The 21,538-nt window shown below is 72.8% G+C and carries 15 protein-coding genes; 3 read left to right on the top strand and 12 right to left on the bottom strand.

Translation table 11 applies throughout. The annotated features are described in order from the left end of the window. Nucleotides 1-431: 431 nt before the first annotated feature. The gene (locus tag AC07GB_RS36950) at nucleotides 432-1,439 is read right to left on the bottom strand and encodes a stage II sporulation protein M (protein ID WP_478853433.1); all 1,008 of its coding nucleotides are present in this window, start codon (nucleotides 1,437-1,439) and stop codon (nucleotides 432-434) included. 107 nt (nucleotides 1,440-1,546) lie between these two features. On the opposite strand from AC07GB_RS36950, the gene AC07GB_RS36945 reads away from it, so the two are divergent. Continuing rightward, complete coding sequence (locus AC07GB_RS36945) at nucleotides 1,547-2,482, top strand: RDD family protein (protein ID WP_478853431.1); 936 nt, start codon at nucleotides 1,547-1,549, stop codon at nucleotides 2,480-2,482. 12 nt (nucleotides 2,483-2,494) lie between these two features. On the opposite strand, the gene AC07GB_RS36940 is transcribed toward AC07GB_RS36945, so the two are convergent. Further along, complete coding sequence (locus AC07GB_RS36940) at nucleotides 2,495-3,109, bottom strand: hypothetical protein (RefSeq protein ID WP_478853429.1); 615 nt, start codon at nucleotides 3,107-3,109, stop codon at nucleotides 2,495-2,497. Nucleotides 3,110-3,614: 505 nt separating this feature from the next. Beyond that, nucleotides 3,615-5,072 carry an adenosylhomocysteinase gene (ahcY, locus tag AC07GB_RS36935; protein WP_478853427.1) on the bottom strand — a complete coding sequence of 486 codons (1,458 nt, stop codon included), beginning with the start codon at nucleotides 5,070-5,072 and terminating at the stop codon, nucleotides 3,615-3,617. A gap of 380 nt (nucleotides 5,073-5,452) precedes the next feature. Between ahcY and AC07GB_RS36930 the strand changes: the two genes are divergently transcribed. Continuing rightward, the gene (locus AC07GB_RS36930) at nucleotides 5,453-7,600 is read left to right on the top strand and encodes a fructose-specific PTS transporter subunit EIIC (RefSeq protein ID WP_478853425.1); all 2,148 of its coding nucleotides are present in this window, start codon (nucleotides 5,453-5,455) and stop codon (nucleotides 7,598-7,600) included. Between the two features lie 178 nt (nucleotides 7,601-7,778). Here AC07GB_RS36930 and AC07GB_RS36925 read toward each other — a convergent pair whose 3' ends face one another. From AC07GB_RS36925 to AC07GB_RS36895, 7 genes are all read right to left on the bottom strand, one after another. After that, complete coding sequence (locus AC07GB_RS36925; protein ID WP_478853423.1) at nucleotides 7,779-8,756, bottom strand: cation diffusion facilitator family transporter; 978 nt, start codon at nucleotides 8,754-8,756, stop codon at nucleotides 7,779-7,781. Nucleotides 8,757-8,894: 138 nt separating this feature from the next. Continuing rightward, the gene (gene manA, locus AC07GB_RS36920) at nucleotides 8,895-10,046 is read right to left on the bottom strand and encodes a mannose-6-phosphate isomerase, class I (protein ID WP_478853421.1); all 1,152 of its coding nucleotides are present in this window, start codon (nucleotides 10,044-10,046) and stop codon (nucleotides 8,895-8,897) included. Between the two features lie 119 nt (nucleotides 10,047-10,165). Then, a complete protein-coding gene (locus AC07GB_RS36915) occupies nucleotides 10,166-11,329 on the bottom strand; it encodes an SIS domain-containing protein (RefSeq protein ID WP_478853419.1) in 1,164 nt (387 codons plus the stop codon). 83 nt (nucleotides 11,330-11,412) lie between these two features. Beyond that, the gene (locus AC07GB_RS36910; protein WP_478853417.1) at nucleotides 11,413-11,589 is read right to left on the bottom strand and encodes a Trm112 family protein; all 177 of its coding nucleotides are present in this window, start codon (nucleotides 11,587-11,589) and stop codon (nucleotides 11,413-11,415) included. Nucleotides 11,590-11,765: 176 nt separating this feature from the next. Further along, nucleotides 11,766-13,130, bottom strand: coding sequence for a phosphomannomutase/phosphoglucomutase (locus tag AC07GB_RS36905; protein ID WP_478853415.1), 1,365 nt, complete (start codon nucleotides 13,128-13,130; stop codon nucleotides 11,766-11,768). 164 nt (nucleotides 13,131-13,294) lie between these two features. After that, entirely contained in the window at nucleotides 13,295-14,911 is a 1,617-nt protein-coding gene (locus AC07GB_RS36900; RefSeq protein ID WP_478853413.1) for an L-lactate permease, read from the bottom strand. Nucleotides 14,912-15,139: 228 nt separating this feature from the next. After that, complete coding sequence (locus AC07GB_RS36895; RefSeq protein ID WP_478853411.1) at nucleotides 15,140-15,562, bottom strand: DUF3499 domain-containing protein; 423 nt, start codon at nucleotides 15,560-15,562, stop codon at nucleotides 15,140-15,142. 262 nt (nucleotides 15,563-15,824) lie between these two features. Between AC07GB_RS36895 and AC07GB_RS36890 the strand changes: the two genes are divergently transcribed. Next, complete coding sequence (locus AC07GB_RS36890; RefSeq protein ID WP_478853409.1) at nucleotides 15,825-16,280, top strand: metallopeptidase family protein; 456 nt, start codon at nucleotides 15,825-15,827, stop codon at nucleotides 16,278-16,280. Between the two features lie 21 nt (nucleotides 16,281-16,301). Here AC07GB_RS36890 and AC07GB_RS36885 read toward each other — a convergent pair whose 3' ends face one another. Together AC07GB_RS36885 and AC07GB_RS36880 are read right to left on the bottom strand one after the other, a co-directional pair. Continuing rightward, entirely contained in the window at nucleotides 16,302-17,789 is a 1,488-nt protein-coding gene (locus AC07GB_RS36885) for a DUF5719 family protein (RefSeq protein ID WP_478853407.1), read from the bottom strand. Then, complete coding sequence (locus AC07GB_RS36880) at nucleotides 17,786-21,511, bottom strand: glycosyltransferase family 2 protein (RefSeq protein WP_478853405.1); 3,726 nt, start codon at nucleotides 21,509-21,511, stop codon at nucleotides 17,786-17,788. Before AC07GB_RS36880 ends, AC07GB_RS36885 begins: the two co-directional genes overlap by 4 nt. Between the last annotated feature and the right edge of the window lie 27 nt (nucleotides 21,512-21,538).

Genomic DNA, 21,538 nt, shown 5'->3' with positions numbered 1-21,538 from the left:
GCGCTTCCCTTCGGTATTTCGTGTTTCCAACCTTACCAGATCCGTTTTCCGTTCCGTTTCCGGTTCGGATTTCATTTCCGGTGGCCGTTGGAGGGTCTTTGCCTTTCGGCGGTTCCGACTCTATCAGATCTTTCCGGCTTCCCGGTCCGTTCCGATTTCCTCGGTGCCTTTCAGGTTTTCGCTTTCGCGTTTCCCTTTTCGGCGATTCCGACTTTATCAGAAGTTCTGGGCCGGTCTGACCGGCTCGGGATTCCGATTCATCGGGGCGGCTTCTCGGCTGATGAGATTCGAGAAGCAAGCAGATTTTCAATGTCGCCGTCCGAGCTGTCCAGCTCTAGGCAACTGTTCGAATCTACCTCCCCGGTCCTTCCGTGTCAACGGTTTTTCCGGAGCGATGAGGAGACTAGCAGGTCAGACGGGTGGCACGCACATCACGCCGCAGTGGGGACGGTCGCGCTCCGCTCCGAGGCGTCGATGTCGCCCGTCTCGCCCTCACGTGCCGCTCGGCCGCCCAGGACGTAGACGTACGCGAGGAAGGCCAGCTCGGCGGCGACCCCGATCGCGATGCGGGCCCAGGTAGGCAGGCCGGAGGGGGTGACGAAACCTTCGATGGCACCGGACACGAGGAGCACGAGGGCGAGGCCGATGGCCATTCCCAGGGCTGAGCGCCCCTCTTCGGCCATTGCCGCGCGGCGGGTGCGCGGGCCGGGGTCGATCAGCGTCCAGCCGAGGCGCAGCCCCGTACCGGCGGCTACGAAGACGGCGGTCAGTTCCAGGAGGCCGTGTGGGAGGAGCAGTCCCAGGAAGGTGTCCAGACGGTCCGCGGAGGACATCAGGCCGAGGCCGATGCCCACGTTGAGCATGTTCTGGAAGAGGATCCAGATGACCGGGACGCACAGGAAAGCTCCCAGGACCAGGCACATCGCGGCCGCTTGGGCGTTGTTCGTCCACACCTGGGCGGCGAAGGACGTCGCCGGGTGGCTGGAGTAGTACGTCTCGTACTCGCCTCCGGGGCGGGTCAGGTCGCGCAGCTCCGAAGGGGCCGCGATCGAGGACTGCACCTCCGGGTGCGTGCCGACCCACCAGCCGATCACGGCCGCGAGTGCCACGGACAGCAGGGCCGCGGGAATCCACCAGCGCCGGGATCGATAGACCGCGGCGGGGAAACCGTGGGTCAGGAAGCGTATGACGTCTCTCCAGGAGGCGCGGCGCGTGCCTGTCACGGCACTACGCGCGCGTGCCACCAGTTGTGTGAGGCGTCCGGTGAGCTGAGGGTCCGGGGCACTGGACTGGATCAGGGAGAGGTGCGTCGCGGTGCGCTGGTAGAGCGTGACGAGCTCGTCGACCTCAGGGCCGGTGAGCCGGCGCTGGCGGCGTACCAAGGCATCGAGTCGGTCCCACTCGGCTCCATGGGCCGACACGAAGACGTCGAGGTCCATCGGATTGGCTGCTCCTCGGCTTCTCGTACTGCTCCTACTGCGGCGCGATCACTCATCAGCTTGGCAGACTGGCGGTGACGGGGGCGGAGACAGGAAGGGCGGCGGGCGTGAGTGAGCTTGTGACGGGCGAGGCGGTGGCGCTGGAGCTGCGTCCCGCGAAGCTGCCGAGCCGGGCACTCGCCCTTCTGATCGACATGGTCCTGGCCTGGTCGGTGTATCTGGCCGTGACGCTGGGGCTGCTCGCGGCGACGGCGTCCCTGGACGACGCGGCGGCGGCCGCCATCGCCGTGGCGACGTTCGTCCTGGTGCTCGTGGGCGTGCCCATCGCGATCGAGACGCTCAGCCACGGGCGGTCGCTGGGGAAGCTCGCGTGCGGGCTGCGGGTCGTACGGGACGACGGCGGGCCGATCCGCTTCCGGCACGCTCTGGTGCGCGGTGCGGTCGGTGTCGTCGAGATCCTGCTGATGTTCGGGGTGGTCGCCTGCATCGCGTCCTTGGTGTCGGCGCGTGGGCGGCGCCTCGGCGACGTGTTCGCGGGAACGCTCGTCGTACGGGAACGGGTGCCGTCGGGGCGGACCGGGTACGTGCCCGCGCCGCCGCCGTGGCTCGCGGGGCGGTTCTCCGAACTCGATCTGTCCGGGGTCCCGGACGGCCTGTGGCTGGCGATACGGCAGTACCTGACGCGCATGGAGCAGCTCGATCCGCAGGTCGGCTGGGGCATGGCGGAGCGCCTTGCGAGCGATGTGGTGGCGCGGACGGGCGCGCCCGCGCCGGTGGGGGTACCGCCGGCCGCGTTCCTGGCCGCCGTGGTGCACGAGCGGCAGGCGCGGGAGGCGCGGCGGACCTTCGGCGGGGCCGCGGTGGAGGGCGGCGCGCCGTATCCGAGCACCTATGCCCCGGCGGCTCCGAATGTGCCGGGTGCGCCGGGTGCGCCGGGTGCGCCGGGTGCGGGAGCGCCCCGGCCTGTGCCGCACGCGGCGCCGGAGCCCGAGCCGCGTGACGAGCCGCGGCAGCCGTCGACGGGCTTCGTGCCGCCGGCGTAGCGCGGGCGTCCGTCAAGGGAAGGTCGACGGCGGTGACTCGAGGTGTTCGAGTTCGATGCCGGGGGCCGCGAGGACGACGTCGCCGCTGAGGTGGACGGTGTGTTGCTCGCCCGTGTCCAGGGCTGTGACCTGGTATTCGTCCACGGTCAGGGGGCCGTTGTCAGTGGTGTGTGCTTCTCTCGTCAGCAGGGCCCAGGACTGGTCGAGGGTGCGCGGTGCCAGGACCGGGTCCGTGAAGGCGACCAGGCGGACGCGGGTCGCGGGGGAATCGGGGGTGAGGCGCAGCAGCCGGGCCGTGGCGACGAGGAAGGCGGGGGACATGCCGGTGACGGCGTGAGCGGGGGCGTTGTTCTCGGTGGCGTGCGCGCCGGTGGCGTCGGTGCGGACCCAGGTGACGCCGTCGAGGGCGGCGGCCCGCACTTGCCAGCCGGAGGCGTGCAGTTCGATTCGGATGGGGCGGCCCAGTTCGTCGACGGCCAGGTCGACGGAGCCCGCGTGGTCGCCGGAGGGGCTGGTGCGCTGGGCGACGTAGCGCCAGCCGGAGGGGCCGGGCGCGCACTGGAAGTGTTCTTCACCAAGGGGGGTGTGATCGTGCGGATCGTGCAGCGAATAGCGACCGCGGGGCATGGGGCTCGGTCCTTGTCGGGGGACGTGCGTGAGGCGTGAGGACGTCGTCGTCGGGCTGTAGGGCGACAGCGTCGCGATAGTGAGGCGTCGTCGGGGCTGTAAATCGTCGTCGTCGGGGCTGTGAGGCTTCGCCGTCAGGGCTGCGAGGCGTCGTCGTCAGGGCTGTGAAGCGTCGTCGTCGGAATGGTGCGGCGTCGTGGGCAGAGCGTACGGAGCGCCGTGCGGCCGGCCGTCGGGGGGTTCGTGGAGGCGAGTCCCAGGGCTCATAGGTCGAGCGCAGGGCTCGTGAGGCGGTGTGCCGTCGGGGATGCGGAGCAGGGCGCCCCGGCCGTGGGGCTGCCCCGGCCAGGCGCGGCCCGGGCCAGTACACCGACAGGCCCCCGCCGGAAGGGCGAGGGCCTGCTGGAGACGTACGGCCTGGGTCGGCCGGACGGGCCGGGCGCCGCCCCGGGGACCAGGGGCGGCCCGAAGGCCGGTCCTGGTCAGGGGCGGTACGCGGGCCGGATCAGTAGCGGTAGTGGTCCGGCTTGTACGGGCCCTCGACCTTGACGCCGATGTACGCGGCCTGCTCGGGGCTGAGCGTCGTGAGCTTCACGCCGAGCGCGTCCAGGTGCAGACGGGCGACCTTCTCGTCGAGGTGCTTCGGCAGCGTGTAGACGCCGATCGGGTACTCGTCCTGCTTGGTGAACAGCTCGATCTGGGCCAGGGTCTGGTCCGCGAAGGAGTTGGACATCACGAAGGACGGGTGGCCCGTCGCGTTGCCCAGGTTCAGCAGGCGGCCCTCGGAGAGGACGATGAGGACCTTGCCGTCCTCGAAGGTCCAGGTGTGGACCTGCGGCTTGACCTCGTCCTTGACGATGCCCGGGATCTTGGCGAGGCCGGCCATGTCGATCTCGTTGTCGAAGTGGCCGATGTTGCCCACGATGGCCTGGTGCTTCATCTTGGCCATGTCCGAGGCCATGATGATGTCCTTGTTGCCGGTCGTGGTGATGAAGATGTCGGCGGTCTCGACGACCTCGTCCAGGGTGGTGACCTGGTAGCCGTCCATCGCGGCCTGGAGGGCGCAGATCGGGTCGACCTCGGTGACGATGACGCGGGCGCCCTGGCCGCGCAGGGACTCCGCGCAGCCCTTGCCGACGTCGCCGTAGCCGAAGACCACGGCGGTCTTGCCGCCGATGAGGACGTCGGTGGCGCGGTTGATGCCGTCGATGAGCGAGTGGCGGCAGCCGTACTTGTTGTCGAACTTCGACTTGGTGACGGCGTCGTTCACGTTGATCGCCGGGAAGAGGAGGGTGCCGTCGCGCTGCATCTCGTACAGGCGGTGGACGCCGGTCGTGGTCTCCTCGGTGACGCCGCGGATCTCCGAGGAGAGCTGGGTCCACTTCTGCGGGTTCTCGGCCAGGGTGCGGTTGAGGACCTGGAGGATGACGCGGTGCTCGTCGTTCTCGGCGGTCTCGACGGCCGGGGCCTTGCCGTCCTTCTCGTACTGGACGCCCAGGTGGACGAGCATGGTGGCGTCGCCGCCGTCGTCCAGGATCATGTTCGGGCCGCCGGTGGGCGAGTTCGGCCAGGTCAGGGCCTGCTCGGTGCACCACCAGTACTCCTCCAGGGTCTCGCCCTTCCAGGCGAAGACCGGGATGCCCTGGGGGTTGTCCGGGGTGCCGTTCGGACCGACGGCGATGGCCGCGGCGGCGTGGTCCTGGGTCGAGAAGATGTTGCAGGAGACCCAGCGGACCTCGGCGCCGAGGGCGACCAGGGTCTCGATGAGGACGGCGGTCTGCACGGTCATGTGCAGCGAGCCCATGATGCGGGCGCCGGCGAGCGGCTGGCTGGCGGCGAATTCCTTGCGGATCGCCATCAGGCCGGGCATCTCGTGCTCGGCGAGGGTGATCTCCTTGCGGCCGAACTCGGCCAGGGAGAGGTCGGCGACCTTGAAGTCCTTGCCGTTGACGGCAGTCGTCATGATGAGCTGCTCCTCGTGATGGGGTCGAGGGTGGGCATGGCTGATCTGCGGCGTCGGGGTACGGAGGCACACCGGCGCGCGCAGCGCAGTCCGTCGGAGGCCCTCTCTCCCTCGGCCGGTCCAGGAGCGGACCGCCCGACCGCCATCAGCAGCGACGTCTGGCACTGTCACGAATCTACACCGATCGGCGCAGTGAGCCACAAGGGTGCGGGGAGAGGGGCCGTGGCTGAATCGCGACCTTCCAGGGCCGGAGCAAAGGACACCACTCCCTGACGAACCGGGATGTTTGCGCTTTTGCTCCTGTCCCTGTCTGTTGCAGGATGCCTGGAGATCGGGAACATATGCGCGACCTTGTTCGGTCAAGGCGTTAGGAGAACCACGTGACCAGTCCGGCCGACCCCCCGACCGGCGCCGACGGGCAGAAGAGGCTGAAGCTGCTCGCGGTGACCGCCTGCCCGACCGGCATCGCCCACACGTACATGGCGGCGGAGAAGCTCCAGCAGGCCGCCGACCGGCTCGGCGTCGACATGAAGGTGGAGACACAAGGCTCGATCGGGGCCGAGAACGTGCTGTCTGACAACGATGTCAGACAGGCGGACGGCGTCATCATCGCGGCCGACAAGGACGTGGACCGCGACAGGTTCGCGGGCAAGCGCGTGCTGTCCGTCGGGGTGTCCGAGGGCATCAGCCGGCCCGAGCAGCTGATCGAGCAGGTCAGGTCGGCGCCCGTGCAGGGCGGCGACGCCGGGGGCGGCGGTGCGGCTCCCACCGGAGGCGGCGGGGGCGGCGGGGGCGGTGGCCGGGAGCGGAGCGTCGCGTACAAGGCGCTGATGAACGGCGTCTCGTACATGATCCCGTTCGTCGTGGTCGGCGGTCTGCTGATCGCGATCTCGCTGTCGCTCGGCGGGCACACCGACCCGAAGGGCGGGCTCGTCATCCCGGACGACTCGTTCTGGATGCACGTGAACCAGATCGGCGTCATCGGGTTCACACTGATGGTGCCGATCCTGTCGGGGTACATCGCGTACGCGATCGGGGACCGGCCCGCCCTGGTGCCGGGCATGATCGGCGGGTGGATCGCGAACACCGGTGAGCTGTACGACTCCAAGGCGGGGGCGGGCTTCATCGGGGCGATCGTGACCGGGTTCCTCGCCGGATATCTGGTGCTGTGGATCAAGAAGGTCAAGGTCCCGAAGTTCGTCCAGCCGATCATGCCGATCATCGTGATCCCGATCCTGGCGACGAGCGCGCTCGGCCTCTTCTTCATCTACGTCATCGGCAAGCCGATCTCCTGGGTCTTCGAGCACCTGACGGACTGGCTCAGCGGGATGACGGGCACGAGCGCGATCCTGCTCGGCGCGATCCTGGGGCTGATGATCGCCTTCGACATGGGTGGTCCGGTCAACAAGACGGCGTTCCTGTTCGGTGCGGGGCTGATCGCCACCGGCAACCAGACCGTCATGGGCATGTGCGCCGCCGCGATTCCGGTGATGCCGCTCGGGCAGGGGCTCGCGACGCTGATCCGCAAGCGGCTGTACACGGAGCAGGAGCGGGAGACGGGGCTCGCGTCGCTGTTCATGGGGTTGTTCGGCATTTCGGAAGGTGCTATTCCGTTTGCGGCCGCGCGGCCCGCGCAAGTCATTCCCGCGAACATGCTGGGTGGCGCCGTGGCCGGCGCCGTCGCGGGCCTCGCGAGCGTCAAGGACGCGGTGCCGCACGGCGGGCCGATCGTCGCGGTGCTCGGCGCGGTCGGCGGGGTGCCGATGTTCTTCGTGGCCGTGGCCGCCGGAACGGCCGTCACGGCGCTCGCCACCGTCTCGCTGGTGGACCTGAGCGAGCGGAAGCGGCGCGGGGTGCCGGCCGGTGGGGCGGGCGCGGGCGCGGGCGCGGGCGAGCCGGTGCTCGCGGGCGTGGGCGCGGGGGCCGGTGGGACGGCCGGGACTGTGGGGGCCGGCGCGCGGGAGCCCGTCGCCGCGCCCGCCGCTGCCCCGGCTGCTGCTGCCCCGTCCGCCGCTGCCCCGGCTGCTGCTGCCCCGTCCGCCGCTCCCCCGGCGGCTGCCGCCACCGCTCCCGAAGTGCTGTCCGGCTATCTCACCCGGGAGACCGTGAAGATCCAGCTCGACGCCGGCGACAAGGAGGCCGCGATCCGCGAGATGGCCGGGCTGCTCGCGCGTACCGGCAAGGTCACCGACGTGGAGGAGCTGGTGCGGACCGCGCTCGCGCGCGAGGCGCAGGGCACCACCGGGCTCGGGGAGGAGATCGCGATCCCGCATGCCAAGACCGACGCCGTGACCTCGCCGGTCGTGGGCTTCGCGCGGTCCGCCGAGGGCATCGAGTGGGGGTCGCTCGACGGTACGAAGGCCAAGCTGGTCTTCATGATCTCCGTGCCGGAGGCCGCGGCGGGCGACGAGCACCTGCGGATCCTGGCGCTGCTGTCGCGGAAGCTGATGGACGGGGGGTTCCGGGAGCGGCTCGTGGCCGCGGCGGACGAGGGGGCTGTGCTGGAGGTGCTGCGGGAGGTGCAGTGAGCCTGGGTGTTCGTACGTGAAGGGGCCCCGCACCAAGTGCTTGGTGCGGGGCCCCTTCACGTACGACGGGACGCACGAGGTCACATACGACGGGATGCACCCGAGTTCACGTACGACCGGACGCACGAGTTCACGTACGACCGGACGCACGAGGTCACGTACGACCGGGCGCACGAGGTCAGTGGCCGGGCTCCGGGGTCGGGCCGCCCGGGGACTTCGCCGGGTTCGTGCCCGCTGCCGCCGCGTCCTCGCTGTATATGTCCGGCTCCAGGTAGATCACGCGGGCGATCGGGACGGCCTCGCGGATGCGGGTTTCGGCGGCGTTGATCGCGTCGGCCACCTCGCGGGCGGTGTCGTCGTGCTGGACGGCGATCTTCGCGGCGACGAGCAGTTCCTCGGGGCCGAGGTGGAGCGTGCGCATGTGGATGACGCCGGTGACGGTATCGCCGTCGACCAGGGCCTTCTCGATCTTCTGCACCTCTTCGGTGCCCGCGGCCTCGCCGAGCAGGAGCGACTTGGTCTCGGCCGCGAGGACGATCGCGATGAGGATCAGCAGGGCGCCGATGCAGAGCGTGCCGACGCCGTCCCAGACGCCGTCGCCCGTGGCGAGCGCGAGGCCGACGCCGCCGAGCGCGAGGACCAGGCCGACGAGCGCGCCGAGGTCCTCCAGGAGGACGACGGGCAGCTCGGGTGCCTTGGCGCGGCGGACGAACTCCTTCCAGGAGAGCGAGCCGCGCAGGGTGTTGGACTCCTTGATGGCCGTCCGGAAGGAGAACGACTCGGCGATGATGGCGAACACCAGGACGCCGACCGGCCAGTACCAGTGCTCGATCTCGTGCGGGTGCTTGATCTTCTCGTAGCCCTCGTAGAGGGCGAACATGCCGCCGACGGAGAAGAGCACGATGGAGACCAGGAAGGCGTAGATGTAGCGCTCGCGGCCGTAGCCGAAGGGGTGTTGCGGGGTGGCCTCGCGCTGGGCCTTCTTGCCGCCGAGGAGCAGCAGGCCCTGGTTGCCGGAGTCGGCGAGCGAGTGCACGCTCTCGGCCAGCATCGACGACGAGCCGCTGAAGAGGAACGCCACGAACTTGGCCGCCGCGATCGCGAGGTTGGCGGCGAGTGCCGCCACGATCGCCTTTGTTCCGCCTGACGCACTCATGTGTGCCCGTTGTCCCTTCGGTTGCGTGCCGCGCCTGCCGCGTGCCACGCGTACGTTCTCCGTTCCGCGACGGCCGGGCGCCGAGGAGCCCGGCCGGTGCGGTGGGTCATTGTTGCAGCACGGGAGGCGCGGGGTGGGTCAGGCCACCACGGTGGCGCGGAAAAGCGTGCCGCTGCCGGAAACGTCGGTCTTTTCACCCGCGGGGACGAACACCGACCGGCCGGGCGTCAAGGAGACGTCACCCGCACGGACCTCGCCCGCCACGCAGAGCAGGATCTGCGGCGTCCCGGCGGTGAGGTCGTGGTGCGCGTCGCTCTCGGGCAGGACGTAGCGGGAGAGGCGGAACTCGTCGATCGGCGTCTCGTAGACCTCTTCGCCGTCGGCAGAGGCTTCCGGGCGCAGGACGCCGGGGTCGCTCGCCTCGAAGCGGACCACGCGCAGGAGTTCGGGCACGTCGACGTGCTTGGGGGTGAGGCCGCAGCGCAGCACGTTGTCGGAGTTGGCCATGATCTCGACGCCCATGCCGTCGAGGTAGGCGTGCGGAACCCCGGCGCCGAGGTAGAGGGCCTCGCCGGGGTTGAGGCGCACGTGGTTGAGGAGCATGGCGGCGATGACACCGGGGTCGCCGGGGAAGTGGCGGGCGGCCGCCGCGTACGGGGCGTACGGGCCGCCGAGGCGTTCGGCGGCGGTCGCGGCCTCGGTGACGGCGCGCGCCATGTCCTCGCGGTCGGCGGTGAGTACGGCCGTGAGGACCTCGCGCAGGGCGGCGTCCTCGGGCTTGGCGCGCAGCAGGTCGACGTACGGCGTGAGGGAGTCCACGCCGAGGCCCTCGATGAGGTCGGCGGCCTCGGCGGGCGGACGGAAGCCGCACAGGCCGTCGAAGGGGGTGAGCGCGCAGATCAGTTCGGGCTTGTGGTTGGCGTCCTTGTAGTTGCGGTCGGGGGCGCCCAGCGGGATGCCGCGCGCCTCCTCGTCCTCGTAGCCCTCGCGCGCCTGCTCCAGATCCGGGTGCACCTGCACGGACAGGGGGGCGCCCGCGGCGAGGATCTTCAGGAGGAAGGGCAGGCGGGGGCCGAACTTGTCGACGGCACGGTCGCCCAGCTCGCCGCGCGGATCCTCGTCGATCACCTCGTCGAGCGGTCCGCGCTCGGTGTGCGAGGGTGCGCCCGGGTGGGCGCCCATCCACATCTCGGCCTGCGGTTCGCCGGTCGGCTCGACGCCGAGGAGGCCCGCGATGGCGGTGGTGGAACCCCAGGCGTAGGGGCGGACGGTGTTGGTGAGGCGGTCCACGGAAGGGTCTCCCTTACGGGCGTGCGGGGACGCGGGCGGGCGCGTCCTTCGGTGCGGGTACGCGCGTGTCCCCTACGGGTACGGGCACGCGCGGGAGGGCGCCGGTACGGGGGCCGCGGTCATGATCGGCCGCCGGAGGCGAGCGCCAGGTAAACGGCGGCGAAATCCGTGATGGCGATCAGTTCGGCGAGGCGCTCCAGGTCGTCGCCGTCCTCGGGGTCCAGCTCGCTGAGCGCGACGTCGTGGCTCTGGGCCAGCTCGCGGGCGACCGGTGCGGCGGTGAGGCCGCCCGCGTCGGCGGGGCGGTCGCGGAGCAGGACCGCGCGGGCGCGCAGGGGCGCCGGGACGTCGACGCGGTCGCGGAAGAAGTCGTCGCTCGCGGCGTCCGCGGTGAGGCCGCGCGCGAGCAGCGAGGCGTGCGCGGGCAGCGCTTCGGGCAGCTCGGCGGTGAGGGCGGGGTGCCCGGCCAGCTCGGCGAGCGCGGCGGCGAAGCGGCGGCCCACGGGGCCCGCGGTCTCGCCCTCGGTCCAGATCAGCGGCAGCGCTTCGGCCAGCTCGGTGGCGAGGGTCTTGGCGGGGTTACTGTACGTGGCGATGGCGGGGCCGCAGCGCTCCGCGACGCCGTCGAGCCGGTCGGCGACCTTCTGGAGGGTCTCCGCGGGGGCGGCGACCAGGCCGGTGCGGTCGAGCAGGGCGAGCAGCGGGGTGAGCAGGGACCACAGGGTGCCGGGGGCGGCGGCGGGGGCCTCGGTGTCGTCGGTGGCGTCCGCGGCGTTCCCGGTCGGCTGGGGCGACAGGGCCATGGGGACGGTGAGGCCGTGCGAGCCGCTGACGCTCTCGGCGAGCGGGGAGCGGGCCGGGGCCACCGCGACGACGGTGCAGCCGCGGCGGTAGCACTGCTCGGCGAGGAGCGCGAGGCCCGGCTCCGTGCCGTCGGGCGTGGCGATGAGCAGCAGGTCGACGGGGCCGACCCAGCCGGGCAGGGTCCAGCGCAGGGCGCCCGCCGCGGGGGCGACGCCGGTGGGGGCGAGCTTGATGACGGGGCAGCCGGTGCCCACGAGGGCGCCGATGAGGTCGGCGACGCCGGCGGCGGCCGTGCCGGGGCCTGCGATCAGGACGGCGCGGGGGCGGCCGTCCGGTTTCAGTTCCGTGACCCCGGACTCGGTGGCGTGCCGGACCGCGGTCCGTACGCGGGCGCCCGCTTCGGCGGCGCCGCGCAGCAGGTCTCGCAGGTCTGCGCGGGCCAGCTCGTCGGGGGCGTCGAGGAGCGACTCGTCGAGCATGGGGGGCGGCCTCCGATCGCCGTGCGCGGCAGGGGTGCGGCCGGGCGTGCGCGCGGGGTGCACGCCTGGCCGTCTTCTGATCCTTACTCGGGGCGGCGGGCCTCGTCGACCAGGAGTACGGGGATGCCGTCGCGGATCGGGTACGCGAGGCCGCAGTCGGTGCCCTCGGCGGTGCAGACCAGCTCGGTGTCCGTCTCCTTGAGAGGGGCGTGGCAGGCCGGGCAGGCGAGGATCTCCAGGAGGCCGGCTTCGAGCGGCATGGGGTGGTCCCTTCGGGGGTGGTCGTTCGGGCGGTGCGGCCCGTCCAGCCTATCGCTGGCCTGGGAGCCTTGGGCGGGGCCTGGCCCCGGGGGGCGGGGGCCCTGCCCGGGCGGAGCCCCGCCCAAGGCCCCCAGGGTGTCGCTCTTCGGGTGCGAGGGCCGCGCGTGCGGCGCGGCTACGCCCTGATGATCGCCAGTGCCGCATCGCGGGTCTTCTCCATCGTCTGCCGGTCGCGGGCCTCCGCGTTGAGGCGCAGGAGCGGCTCGGTGTTGGAGGCGCGGACGTTGAACCACCAGTCGGCCGACGTGACCGTCAGGCCGTCCAGCTCGTCGAGGGTGACGCCGTCCTGGCCTTCGTACGCGGCCTTGATCGCGGCGAGGCGGGCCTGCTGGTCGGCCACCGTGGAGTTGATCTCGCCGGAGCCCACGTAGCGGTCGTAGGCGGCCACGAGCCCCGAGAGGGGGCCGTCCTGGCCGCCGAGGGCCGCCAGGACGTGCAGGGCGGCGAGCATGCCCGTGTCGGCGTTCCAGAAGTCGCGGAAGTAGTAGTGCGCGGAGTGCTCGCCGCCGAAGATCGCGCCCGTCTTGGCCATCTCCTCCTTGATGAAGGAGTGCCCCACGCGGGTGCGCACAGGCGTGCCGCCGTTCTCCCGGACGACCTCCGGGACCGTCCAGGAGGTGATCAGGTTGTGGATGACCGTGCCGGAGCCGCCGTGCTTGGCCAGTTCGCGGGCGGCTACCAGGGCGGTGATGGCCGAGGGGGAGACCGGGTCACCGTTCTCGTCGACGACGAAGCAGCGGTCGGCGTCCCCGTCGAAGGCGATGCCGATATCGGCGCCCTCCTCGCGCACCCGCTGCTGGAGATCGACGATGTTCGCCGGATCCAGCGGGTTGGCCTCGTGGTTGGGGAAGGTGCCGTCCAGTTCGAAGTACATCGGTACGAGGGTCAGCGGCAGGCCCTCGAAGACGGTGGGCACGGTGTGACCGCCCATGCCGTTGCCCGCGTCGACGACCACCTTCAGCGGCCGGATCGCGGTGAGGTCGACCAGGGACCGCAGATGGGCCGCGTAGTCCTTGAGGGTGTCCTGGCGGGTCAGCGTGCCGGGGGTGGCCGCGGGCTCGGGGACGCCCTCGCCCGCCCAGCGCTCCACCAGGGCGCGGATGTCGGCGAGGCCGGTGTCCTGGCCGACGGGGGCGGCGCCCGCGCGGCACATCTTGATGCCGTTGTACTGCGCCGGGTTGTGCGAGGCGGTGAACATCGCACCGGGCAGGTTCAACGCGCCCGAGGCGTAGTACAGCTGGTCCGTGGAGCACAGGCCGATCTCCGTGACGTCCACGCCGAGGGCGGCGGCGCCGCGTGCGAAGGCTCCGGAGAGGCCGGGCGACGAGGGCCGCATGTCGTGCCCGACGACGATCGCGTGCGCGCCCGTCACCTGTGCGAAGGCGGCGCCGAACTGCTCGGCCAGGGTCTCGTCCCACTGGTCCGGGACCACCCCGCGCACGTCGTACGCCTTCACGATCTGGGACAGATCAGCAGCCACGGCCAAGCCTCTCTCTACGTACGTTCAGCGACGCGTCGGGCGCCCGGGCGGGCGTCGGCGCGCGGCGGACTTCCAACGGCGCCCCCAAACTACCTCCAACCACTGACAGCGGGTTGTGGCGGCGTTACGCAAGGACGTCAGGGAAGCATCCAGACCCAAGGACGTCAGGGAAGCATCCAGCCGAGCGCCGCCGTGCTCTGGGCCAACACGATCAGGCACATCACGAGCAGCAGGCCGAGGCTCCAGGGCAGCACCTTGCGCAGGACATCGCCCTCCTTGCCCGCGAGGCCGACGGCCGCGCACGCGATGGTCAGGTTCTGCGGGGAGATCATCTTGCCGAGCACCCCGCCCGAGCTGTTGGCGGCGGCGAGGAGTTCGGGCGAGAGGCCCGACTGTTCGGCGGCGGTCACCTGGAGGGCGCCGAACAACGCGTTCGCGGAGGTGTCCGAGCCGGTCACCGCGACGCCGAACCAGCCGAGCACCGGCGACAGGAAGGCGAGGCCCGCGCCCGCGTCGGCCACGAAGTGCCCGATGGTGGCGGCCTGTCCGGAGAGGTTCATGACGTACGCGAGCGCCAGGACGCTCGTCACGGTGAGGATCGCGAACCGCAGTTCGTGGACGGTGGCCGCCCACTCCCGCGCCGCCACGCGCGCGTGCACGCCGAGTACGGCGGCCGTCGCGCACCCGGCGAGCAGCACGAGCGTGCCGCCCGTGGCCACCAGGGGCAGCGAGAAGACGTTGCCGCCGACCGGGTCGCCCGTGGGGTCGGCGACGTCCAGGAAGGGCCAGTCGAAGGTGCGGGTGGCCTCGGCGAGGAAGCGCTTGACGGGCGGGATCTGCGCGACGGAGAAGACCGCGACGATCAGGGCGTACGGGGCGTAGGCGCGCAGCACCTCCGCGCGCGGGTCGTCGTGGTCGAGGTCCTCGCTGCGGGCGCCGGTCAGGACGGCGGCGCGTACGGGTTCGGCGGCCGGCCTGCGGGTGTGCGGCACCGCCACGAGGGCGCCGGCGCCCGCCAAGGCCGCGCCGATGTCGGCCAGTTGCGCGGAGACGTAGTTGGAGGCCGCGAACTGCGCGGCGGCGAAGGCGAAGCCGCAGGCGAGGGCGGGCACCCAGGTCTCGCGCAGGCCGCGCCGCCCGTCGACGAGGGCGACGAGGAGCAGGGGCACGACGAGCGCGAGCAGCGGTGTCTGGCGGCCGACCATGGTGGCGACGGTGTCCAGGGGGAGGTCGGTGACCTGGGCGAGCGTCACCACGGGGGTGCCCATGGCCCCGAAGGCGACGGGCGCGGTGTTGGCGACGAGGGCGACGACGGCGGCGCGCACCGGGTCGAAGCCGAGCGCCACGAGCATGACGGCGCTGATCGCGACGGGCGCGCCGAAGCCGGCGAGCGCTTCGAGGAGCGCGCCGAAGCAGAAGGCGACGACGAGCGCCTGGACGCGCGGGTCGTCGGAGAGGCGCCCGAAGGAGCGTCTGAGGATGTCGAAGTGCCGGGTGCGGACGGTCATCCGGTACACCCACAGGGCGTTGACGACGATCCACAGGATGGGGAAGAGCCCGAAGACGGCCCCTTGTGCGGCGCTGGACGCGGTCTGGCCGAGGGGCATGCCGAACACGAGCCAGGCGACGGCCGCGGCCACGGCGAGGCCGATGAGCCCGGCCCGGTGGGCCTTCATGCGGACGGCGCCGAGGAGGACGAGGACGGTGAGCAGGGGAAGGGTCGCGACGAGTGCGGACAGGCCGAGCGAGTCGGCCACGGGCTCCAGTTGCTGCACGAACACGGGTGCCTCCCTGGGTGATCCTTGATCACGGGGTGGCGAAATAGTCGTGGCCTCGACAAACGGCCGTCAATGCGTGTGCCGGTGAAGATTCATTCACGGGCGAGGAATCACCCACCGGCGAGGATCCACTCAGGGGCGAGGATTCACCCACGGGTGTGCGCACCGCCCGTGCGGCGGCGCGGGGAGGGTGCGGGGTCCGGCGGTGGCCCCGCTGGCCGGAATGCGACCTCAGCTGTCGGGCGAGCGCAGCACCCGCAGGTGGCCGCGGCGCGCGACCTCCATGGGGTCCGCTCCGCGCGACCCGCCGCCCGCCTCGGCGGCGCGCTCCTGCGGCCGGGCGGCCTCGCGCACGGCGTTGGCCAGCGCTTCGAGGTCGTCGCCGCTGGGGCGGGCCGGTCCTGAGCCGTCGGCGAGCCGGACGACCTCCCAGCCGCGCGGCGCGGTGAGGCGCTCGGAGTGCTCGGCGCACAGGTCGTAGCAGTGGGGTTCGGCGTAGGTGGCGAGGGGGCCGAGGACCGCGGTCGAGTCGGCGTAGACGTACGTCAGCGTCGCGACGGCGGGTCGGCCGCAAGCGGTGCGCGAACAGCGACGTACAGGGCTCACGACGTTGGACGGTACCGCACTCTTGAGCGGGCCGCGACGACTCTCCACCAGGTCACTCCCCCGTGTCGTGCTGTGATCCCGCCCACGGCGTGTCCGAAAAGCGCCGCTCTGACCTGCGGTGACACAAGGGACCAACGGGGCCTGAGGTGTTGAACCCGGTCACCACTCGGAACAAATACTGCCAATCGGGGCGAGGTCGGCGGTACAGGAGAGATACACAATCGAGCCCAAGCTTGGCCGGAATGGTCAGGAAGCGACATGCCGTGCTCCGTGCGGAAAGGGCGATCTCGGGGACTACGCTTCGTCAGTGATGGACGACCCCGTACAGCCCCGCTCCGCCGAGCCGAGGCCCCGACGCCGCGACCGCCACGGCAGGGGCATGCGCGGCCCCGTGGCGCCGCCCCAGGTCCCTCTCTCCGCGAGCCGCGCCGAGGCCTTCACCGATCTCGTGCAGGACTCGGTGGAGCGCCTGGAGAGGCGCTGGCCGCAGCTCACCGAGATCGACTTCCTGGTGCTCGAGGTGCCGCCGACGGGCGGGGGCACCCCGGACGAGGAGTGGGGCGGGGAGAGCGTGCCGCTCGGGGGGACCGTGGCCGCGTCCGAGGGGCGGCCCGCGCGGGTCGTCGTCTACCGGCGCCCGGTGGAGATCCGGACCAAGGGCCGGGACGAGCGGGCCGCGCTCGTCCACGAGGTGGTCGTCGAGCAGGTCGCCGAGTTGCTGGGGCTCTCGCCGGAGTCGGTGGATCCGCGGTACGGGGAGGAGTGACGCCCGGCGCCCGCCGCAGTCTCACCCCCGCTGGAGTACCTCCAGATCCTGCTTCGCCTTCGGTACTTCCACCGTGCCCCTGTCGTCCGGCAGGGACTGGATCGTGAACATGGGGATGCCGTTTTCGGGCAGTTCCAGCGTGCGGGAGGCGTACACGGGGGCGTCCGGGCGGGGCTCCAGGGTGAGGGCGTAGGAGCCCTTCAGGCCGGGGGGCGCGGGCGGGGCGACGGCCAGGGTCGTGCCCGCCTTGACCGTGTACGTCTTGCTGACGGATTCACCCGCCTCCGTGCCCGGGGACGCGGTCACCTTCACGCGGGTGGTCTTGTCGGGAGCCGTCAGGGAGAGCGTGGTGCCCTTGGCGCGGTTGTCGGCGACGGTGGCGCGGGCGCCCACGGGGGCGGTCGCCGGGATGAACGCCGTCTCCTGCTTGGCGCCCTTGCCCCGGGTGACGCGCAGCGCGGCCACGACCGGCACCGGGTCCTCCGTGGGGGTGAGGACCACGGAGCCCGCCTCCCCCTTCGTCACGTCGCCCAGGTCCACCGCCGTCGTCATGCCGGACTTCACGTGCAGGGTCTCGTGCCCGGCCGGGGTGATCGAGCCGGTCGGCGAGGCGAGTTGGACCTTCAGGTCCGCGTCGTCGGCGCCGGGCGCGAAGGCGACGAGGCGGACCGATGTCGCGTCCTTGGGGATGCCCGGCAGCACCAGTCGGGGCGCCGGGTCGGCGGCGGCGGGCAGCCAGTCGCCGCCCAGCTCGTCGTCCGACGACTGCACCGCGGCGGCGACGCGGCCGCTGCGCGCGGTCACGCGCATCGTGAGGTCGGTCCGCGGCTTGGGCGTGAGCGTGGACAGGAGCACGGGCACGCTGGAGCGCGGCTGGATCTGGATGGACTCGCCGACCTCGGCCTTCAGGGCACCGTCGGGGCCGTACAGCTCGATGTCCACGACCGCCGCCGCGTCGTCCGGGTTCATCAGGTGGACGTAGTCGTTGCGGCCCTTGGCGGTGCCGGCGCCCGGGAACCAGAAGTCGGTGTCCGGAGCGACGCAGTTGGTGCCGTGCAGGCCGCGCCCGGCGCCCGCGCTGACCGAAGTGGTCTGCTGGGCGGTCCAGCCGGGCGCGAGGCGGCCGTCGGCGCTGCCGATGAGCGCGGGGGCCTCCGCGCCCGACTCCTCGCCGGAGACCGGCTTCCCGGGCTCCTTCTGGGTCAGGAACGGCTTGGCTGCCTTGCCCTTGCCGCCCTGCGGCGCGTCCGTCAGCTGCTTGACGACGGGGAACAGCGCGGCGCCGCCCGCGCGTCCGGCGGCGGCGGACGGCGGCGTGAACGCCGTGTACGTGGTCTCCGCCAGGTCGGACGTGCTGGGCTCCGGGCACAGCAGCCTGCTGCGCTCCACGGGCAGCCGCTTCGCCGCCGTGACGCCGTCGTCGCCCGCCGGGGCGTTGACGGCCGCGAAGCCGGTGACGGCGGCCAGGGCCGCCGCCGCGGCGATCAGGGACAGGGTGGTGCGGTTCACTGCTGGCTCCCGTCGGGGCGCTCACTGTCGGTGCCGTGCGGGGGGCTCGGCGGCATCGGCGGGTGCTGCGGGCGGGCGGCTTCCGCGGGGTCGTAGGAGCCGTACGTCTGGCCGTAGCCGGCGTTCGTGCCGTCGTAGGCGTTCGTGCCGTACGTGCCGTCGTAGGCGTACGGGTCGTACTGGGCGCCCTGGTAAGGGTCTGCCTTGTAGGGGTCTGCCTGGTACGCCTGGTCGTAGCCTCCGGAGGCGTACGGGCCGCCCTGGTGGTGCTGTTCACCGCCGTACGCGCTCTGGTCGGCGCCCGCGTGGGCGGGGGTCTGCCACTCGCCCGGGGCGGGAGTGTGCTGGGGCGGGACGGCGCCCAGGGCGGTCCCTTCGGGGAGGGCGTCCGGGAACGCGCCCTCCGGGGTGGCCTGTTCGCCCTGGGCCCGCAGCCTGCGCGCCCTGCGGCCCTCGCCGGCCACCGCCTGCGCGGGCACCAGCTCCTCATCGGGGAGGTCGTCGTCCACGTCGCGGCGGCGGCCGGGCAGGGCCAGGACCACCAGGACGAGCGCGAGCGCGCCCTGGGCCCACAGCAGCGCCGTGTGGGCCGCCGGTGGCTCGTACGTGACGTCCACGCGGCCGCCGGACGAGGGCAGTTCGAAGCCCTGGGCCCAGCCGTCCACGGTGGTCCTGGTGAGCGCGCGGCCGTCCAGGGTCGCCGTCCAGCCCGGGTCCGCCGCGTCGGCAAGGCGCAGCACGCGGCCCTCGTCGCCGGACGGGATCCTCGTGTGCACCTCCACGGGCCCGGCCGCGACCGGCTCGGGGTCCTGGGAGCCGGACACGACGGCCGCGCGGGCGACCTGCCGGTCCACGCGCCACAGGGCGCTGCCGTCCTCCTGGCTGAGCCGGGTCAGGCCCGGTGTGGTGTCCAGGGTGCGGCTGAGCTGGCGCGGCGCCCCGTCGCGGACGAGGACGTAGCGGACCGCGTAGCCGCCGAGCTGGTCGGCCTGGTCGGCGCCGGAGCCCGCGAGGAGGCGGGCGACGATGCGGTCGAGGCGGGCGTCCGTGCCGTCCTTCGCGGCGAGTTCGCCGTCGCCGAGCCGTGCGCCGGAGCCGCGGACCAGCATGTAGGCGACCTCGGCCGGGGACTCGCTGTCCAGGACGAGCGTGCGGGCCTGGTCCTGGGTGCGGCTCTCCTCGGCGACGAACGCGGGCACCTGCACGGGGTCGCGGCGCTCCAGCGGGCCGTCGGCGCCGCGGATCATCCACCCGGCGGCGGCGAGCAGCGGCCCCGCGGCCGTGGCGAACGCGATGAGCGCGGCCACCGGCTGGCGCCAGCCGAAGCTCTGCTCGGCGACACGCGCGCGTGCCCCGTCGGCGCCGAGCGCGGCGGCGGCGAGCAGCGCGATGCCGTACGCGAGCGTGGCGGGTCCTGCCCACGCCGAGCCGTTCGAGAGCGCGGCGAAGACCAGCGCGACCAGGGCGACGGCCCAGGCGGCGCGGACGGCCAGCTGCCGCTCGCCCCGCAGCAGGGCGGCGAGCGCGGCCAGGACGACGCCGATGAGCAGCAGGCCGTGCACGGTGCCGGGGCCGCCGGGGCTGCCGCCGAGCAGGTCGAGCGCGGACGCGGCCCCCGTGCCGTACGAGAGACCGGCCTCCTTGAAGAAGCCGGTCGGCAGCAGCGTGAGGGACCACGGCGCGAGGGCGAGCAGCGGTGTGCCGACGGCGGCGAGGAAGCGCGGGCCGTACGCGACGAGGTCGGCGCGGCGCAGCACGAGCACCAGGAGGCCGATGATGACGGCGATGGGCCACACGACGGGCGTGAAGGCCGTGGCGACGGTCAGCAGCAGCGCGTACGCCCACGTGGCACGCCAGCTGCCGCGGCCGCCGTCCTGGGACGTGAGCCCGGCGGCCGAGGCTCCCGCGCGCGCGATGAGCGGCAGCAGGACGGCGAGCACGGCGGTGCCGACGCGCCCGCCCGCGAGCGCGCCGGTGGTGGCGGGCAGGAAGGCGTACGCGACGGACGCCCACGCGCGCAGCAGCCGGGAGGTGACCAGGGGCCTGGACGCGAAGTAGGCGGTGATCCCCGCGAGCGGCACCGAGCCGATCAGGAGGATGGTGACGGCGAGCCCGGTGGAGCCGAACAGGAGGGTCGCGAAGCCGCCCAGGAGGGCCAGGTACGGGGGTGCCGCGGCCGAGCCGCCGATGCCCACGGGGTGCCACGCGTCCGCGTACCGCGACCACAGGGCCGAGGCGTCGGCGGGCGCGGGCAGGAGCGCGCCGCCCGCGAGCGCGCCGCCGCCGAGCAGCGACCGGCACGCCACGAGCGACACGAAGAGCAGGACTACGAAGAGCAGGGGGCCGGGCTTGCGGGCGACACGCTTGAGGCGGGCGAACTGCTCGATCTCCAGGAAGTCCGCGTCGTCGCCGCCGGGTCCCGACTCCACGGCCCCGTGCCGTCCGGCGGCGGAGACCTCGGGGTCGGTGCCGCCGCCGAGCTGGCCGGCGACCTGCTCGACGGTGGCGCGCACCGTGGCGCCGGGCGGCGGGAACAGGGGGCGCATCTCGCCGCCGCTGAGCTGTGGCTTGCCGCGGCTCTTGCGGGCGCCGAGGATCCGCTCGGGCCGCAGCAGCGTGCCGAAGAGCCCGGCGACCTCGTCGAGGGCCTGGCCGGGGGCCTTGCCCAGGAGCAGGCCGAGCGTGCGCAGCAGGGTGCCGACGACGAGCCGCACCAGGACCCAGGGCAGCACGGCGGTGCGGGAGTTGGCGAGGAGGGTGTAGACCGCGCCGGCCTTGTCGACGCGGTGCGGCGAGGTCGCCGTACGGCCCGCGCAGTCGACGGTGCGGCGCTCGCGCGACGCGGCCTCCGCGTGCCGCACGACGGCGTCGGGGGCGACCAGGACGCGGTGTCCCGCCGCGTGGGCGCGCCAGCACAGGTCGACGTCGTCGCGCATGAGGGGCAGCCTGCGGTCGAACCCGCCGAGCCGCTCGAAGACCTCACGGCGGATCAGCATGCCCGCGGTGGACACGGAGAGCACGGGCCGTACGTGGTCGTGCTGGCCCTGGTCCTGTTCGCGCCGGTCGAGGCCGGTCCAGCGGCGGCCCGAGTGGGCGATGGAGACGCCCACTTCGAGGAGCTGTCTGCGGTCGTACCAACCGCGGAGCTTGGGGCCGACGACCGCGACCTCCTGGCCCGCCTCGCGCTCCGTCTCGACGGCGCGCAGCAGTTCGGCGAGGGCGCCGGGCTCGGGCGCGCAGTCGTCGTGCAGGAGCCACAGCCACTGCTCGGGCTCGCCGTGCGGCAGGTCGGGGAGGTCGTAGGCGTCGTCGCGCCAGCTGCGGCTCACCGGGTCCCAGCCGCTGGGGCGCTTCAGATACGGCAGGTCCTCCGGGGTGAGGACGGGGGCCGTGCGGACGGCCTCGCCGACGGCGGTGCCGAAGCCGGAGCGGCGGGCCAGGTGCAGCACGCGGTCGTCGCCGAGGGCCTCGGTGACCAGGCGCGCGGAGTCGTCCGCGCTGCCGGTGTCGGCCGCGATCGCGTTCTGCACGGGCCGGTCCTGGCCGAGCAGTCCCGCGAGCGCGTCGGGCAGCCAGCGGGCGCCGTCGTGGGAGACGAGCACCGCGGTCACGACGTGCCGGGGGAACTCGGGCGGGCTCGCCGGATCGAACCCGGCCGCGCGGGACGGGTCGAACCCGGCGGCGGCACCGTCGGGGGCTGCGGGGTGGCTGTGCACGGACATCGAGGTACGGGCCCCGGTTCGCTGGAC

This window comes from Streptomyces sp. NPDC045778, assembly GCF_056431945.1.
This window is presented reverse-complemented; position numbering and strand designations above follow the sequence as displayed.

Coding starts and splice junctions, on each gene's coding strand:
- AC07GB_RS36950 (WP_478853433.1), bottom strand. CDS start 1,439: ATGGACCTCGACGTCTTCGTGTCGGCCCATGGAGCCGAGTGGGACCGA.
- AC07GB_RS36940 (WP_478853429.1), bottom strand. CDS start 3,109: ATGCCCCGCGGTCGCTATTCGCTGCACGATCCGCACGATCACACCCCC.
- ahcY (WP_478853427.1), bottom strand. CDS start 5,072: ATGACGACTGCCGTCAACGGCAAGGACTTCAAGGTCGCCGACCTCTCC.
- AC07GB_RS36925 (WP_478853423.1), bottom strand. CDS start 8,756: ATGAGTGCGTCAGGCGGAACAAAGGCGATCGTGGCGGCACTCGCCGCC.
- AC07GB_RS36915 (WP_478853419.1), bottom strand. CDS start 11,329: ATGCTCGACGAGTCGCTCCTCGACGCCCCCGACGAGCTGGCCCGCGCA.
- AC07GB_RS36910 (WP_478853417.1), bottom strand. CDS start 11,589: ATGCCGCTCGAAGCCGGCCTCCTGGAGATCCTCGCCTGCCCGGCCTGC.
- AC07GB_RS36890 (WP_478853409.1), top strand. CDS start 15,825: ATGGACGACCCCGTACAGCCCCGCTCCGCCGAGCCGAGGCCCCGACGC.
- AC07GB_RS36880 (WP_478853405.1), bottom strand. CDS start 21,511: ATGTCCGTGCACAGCCACCCCGCAGCCCCCGACGGTGCCGCCGCCGGG.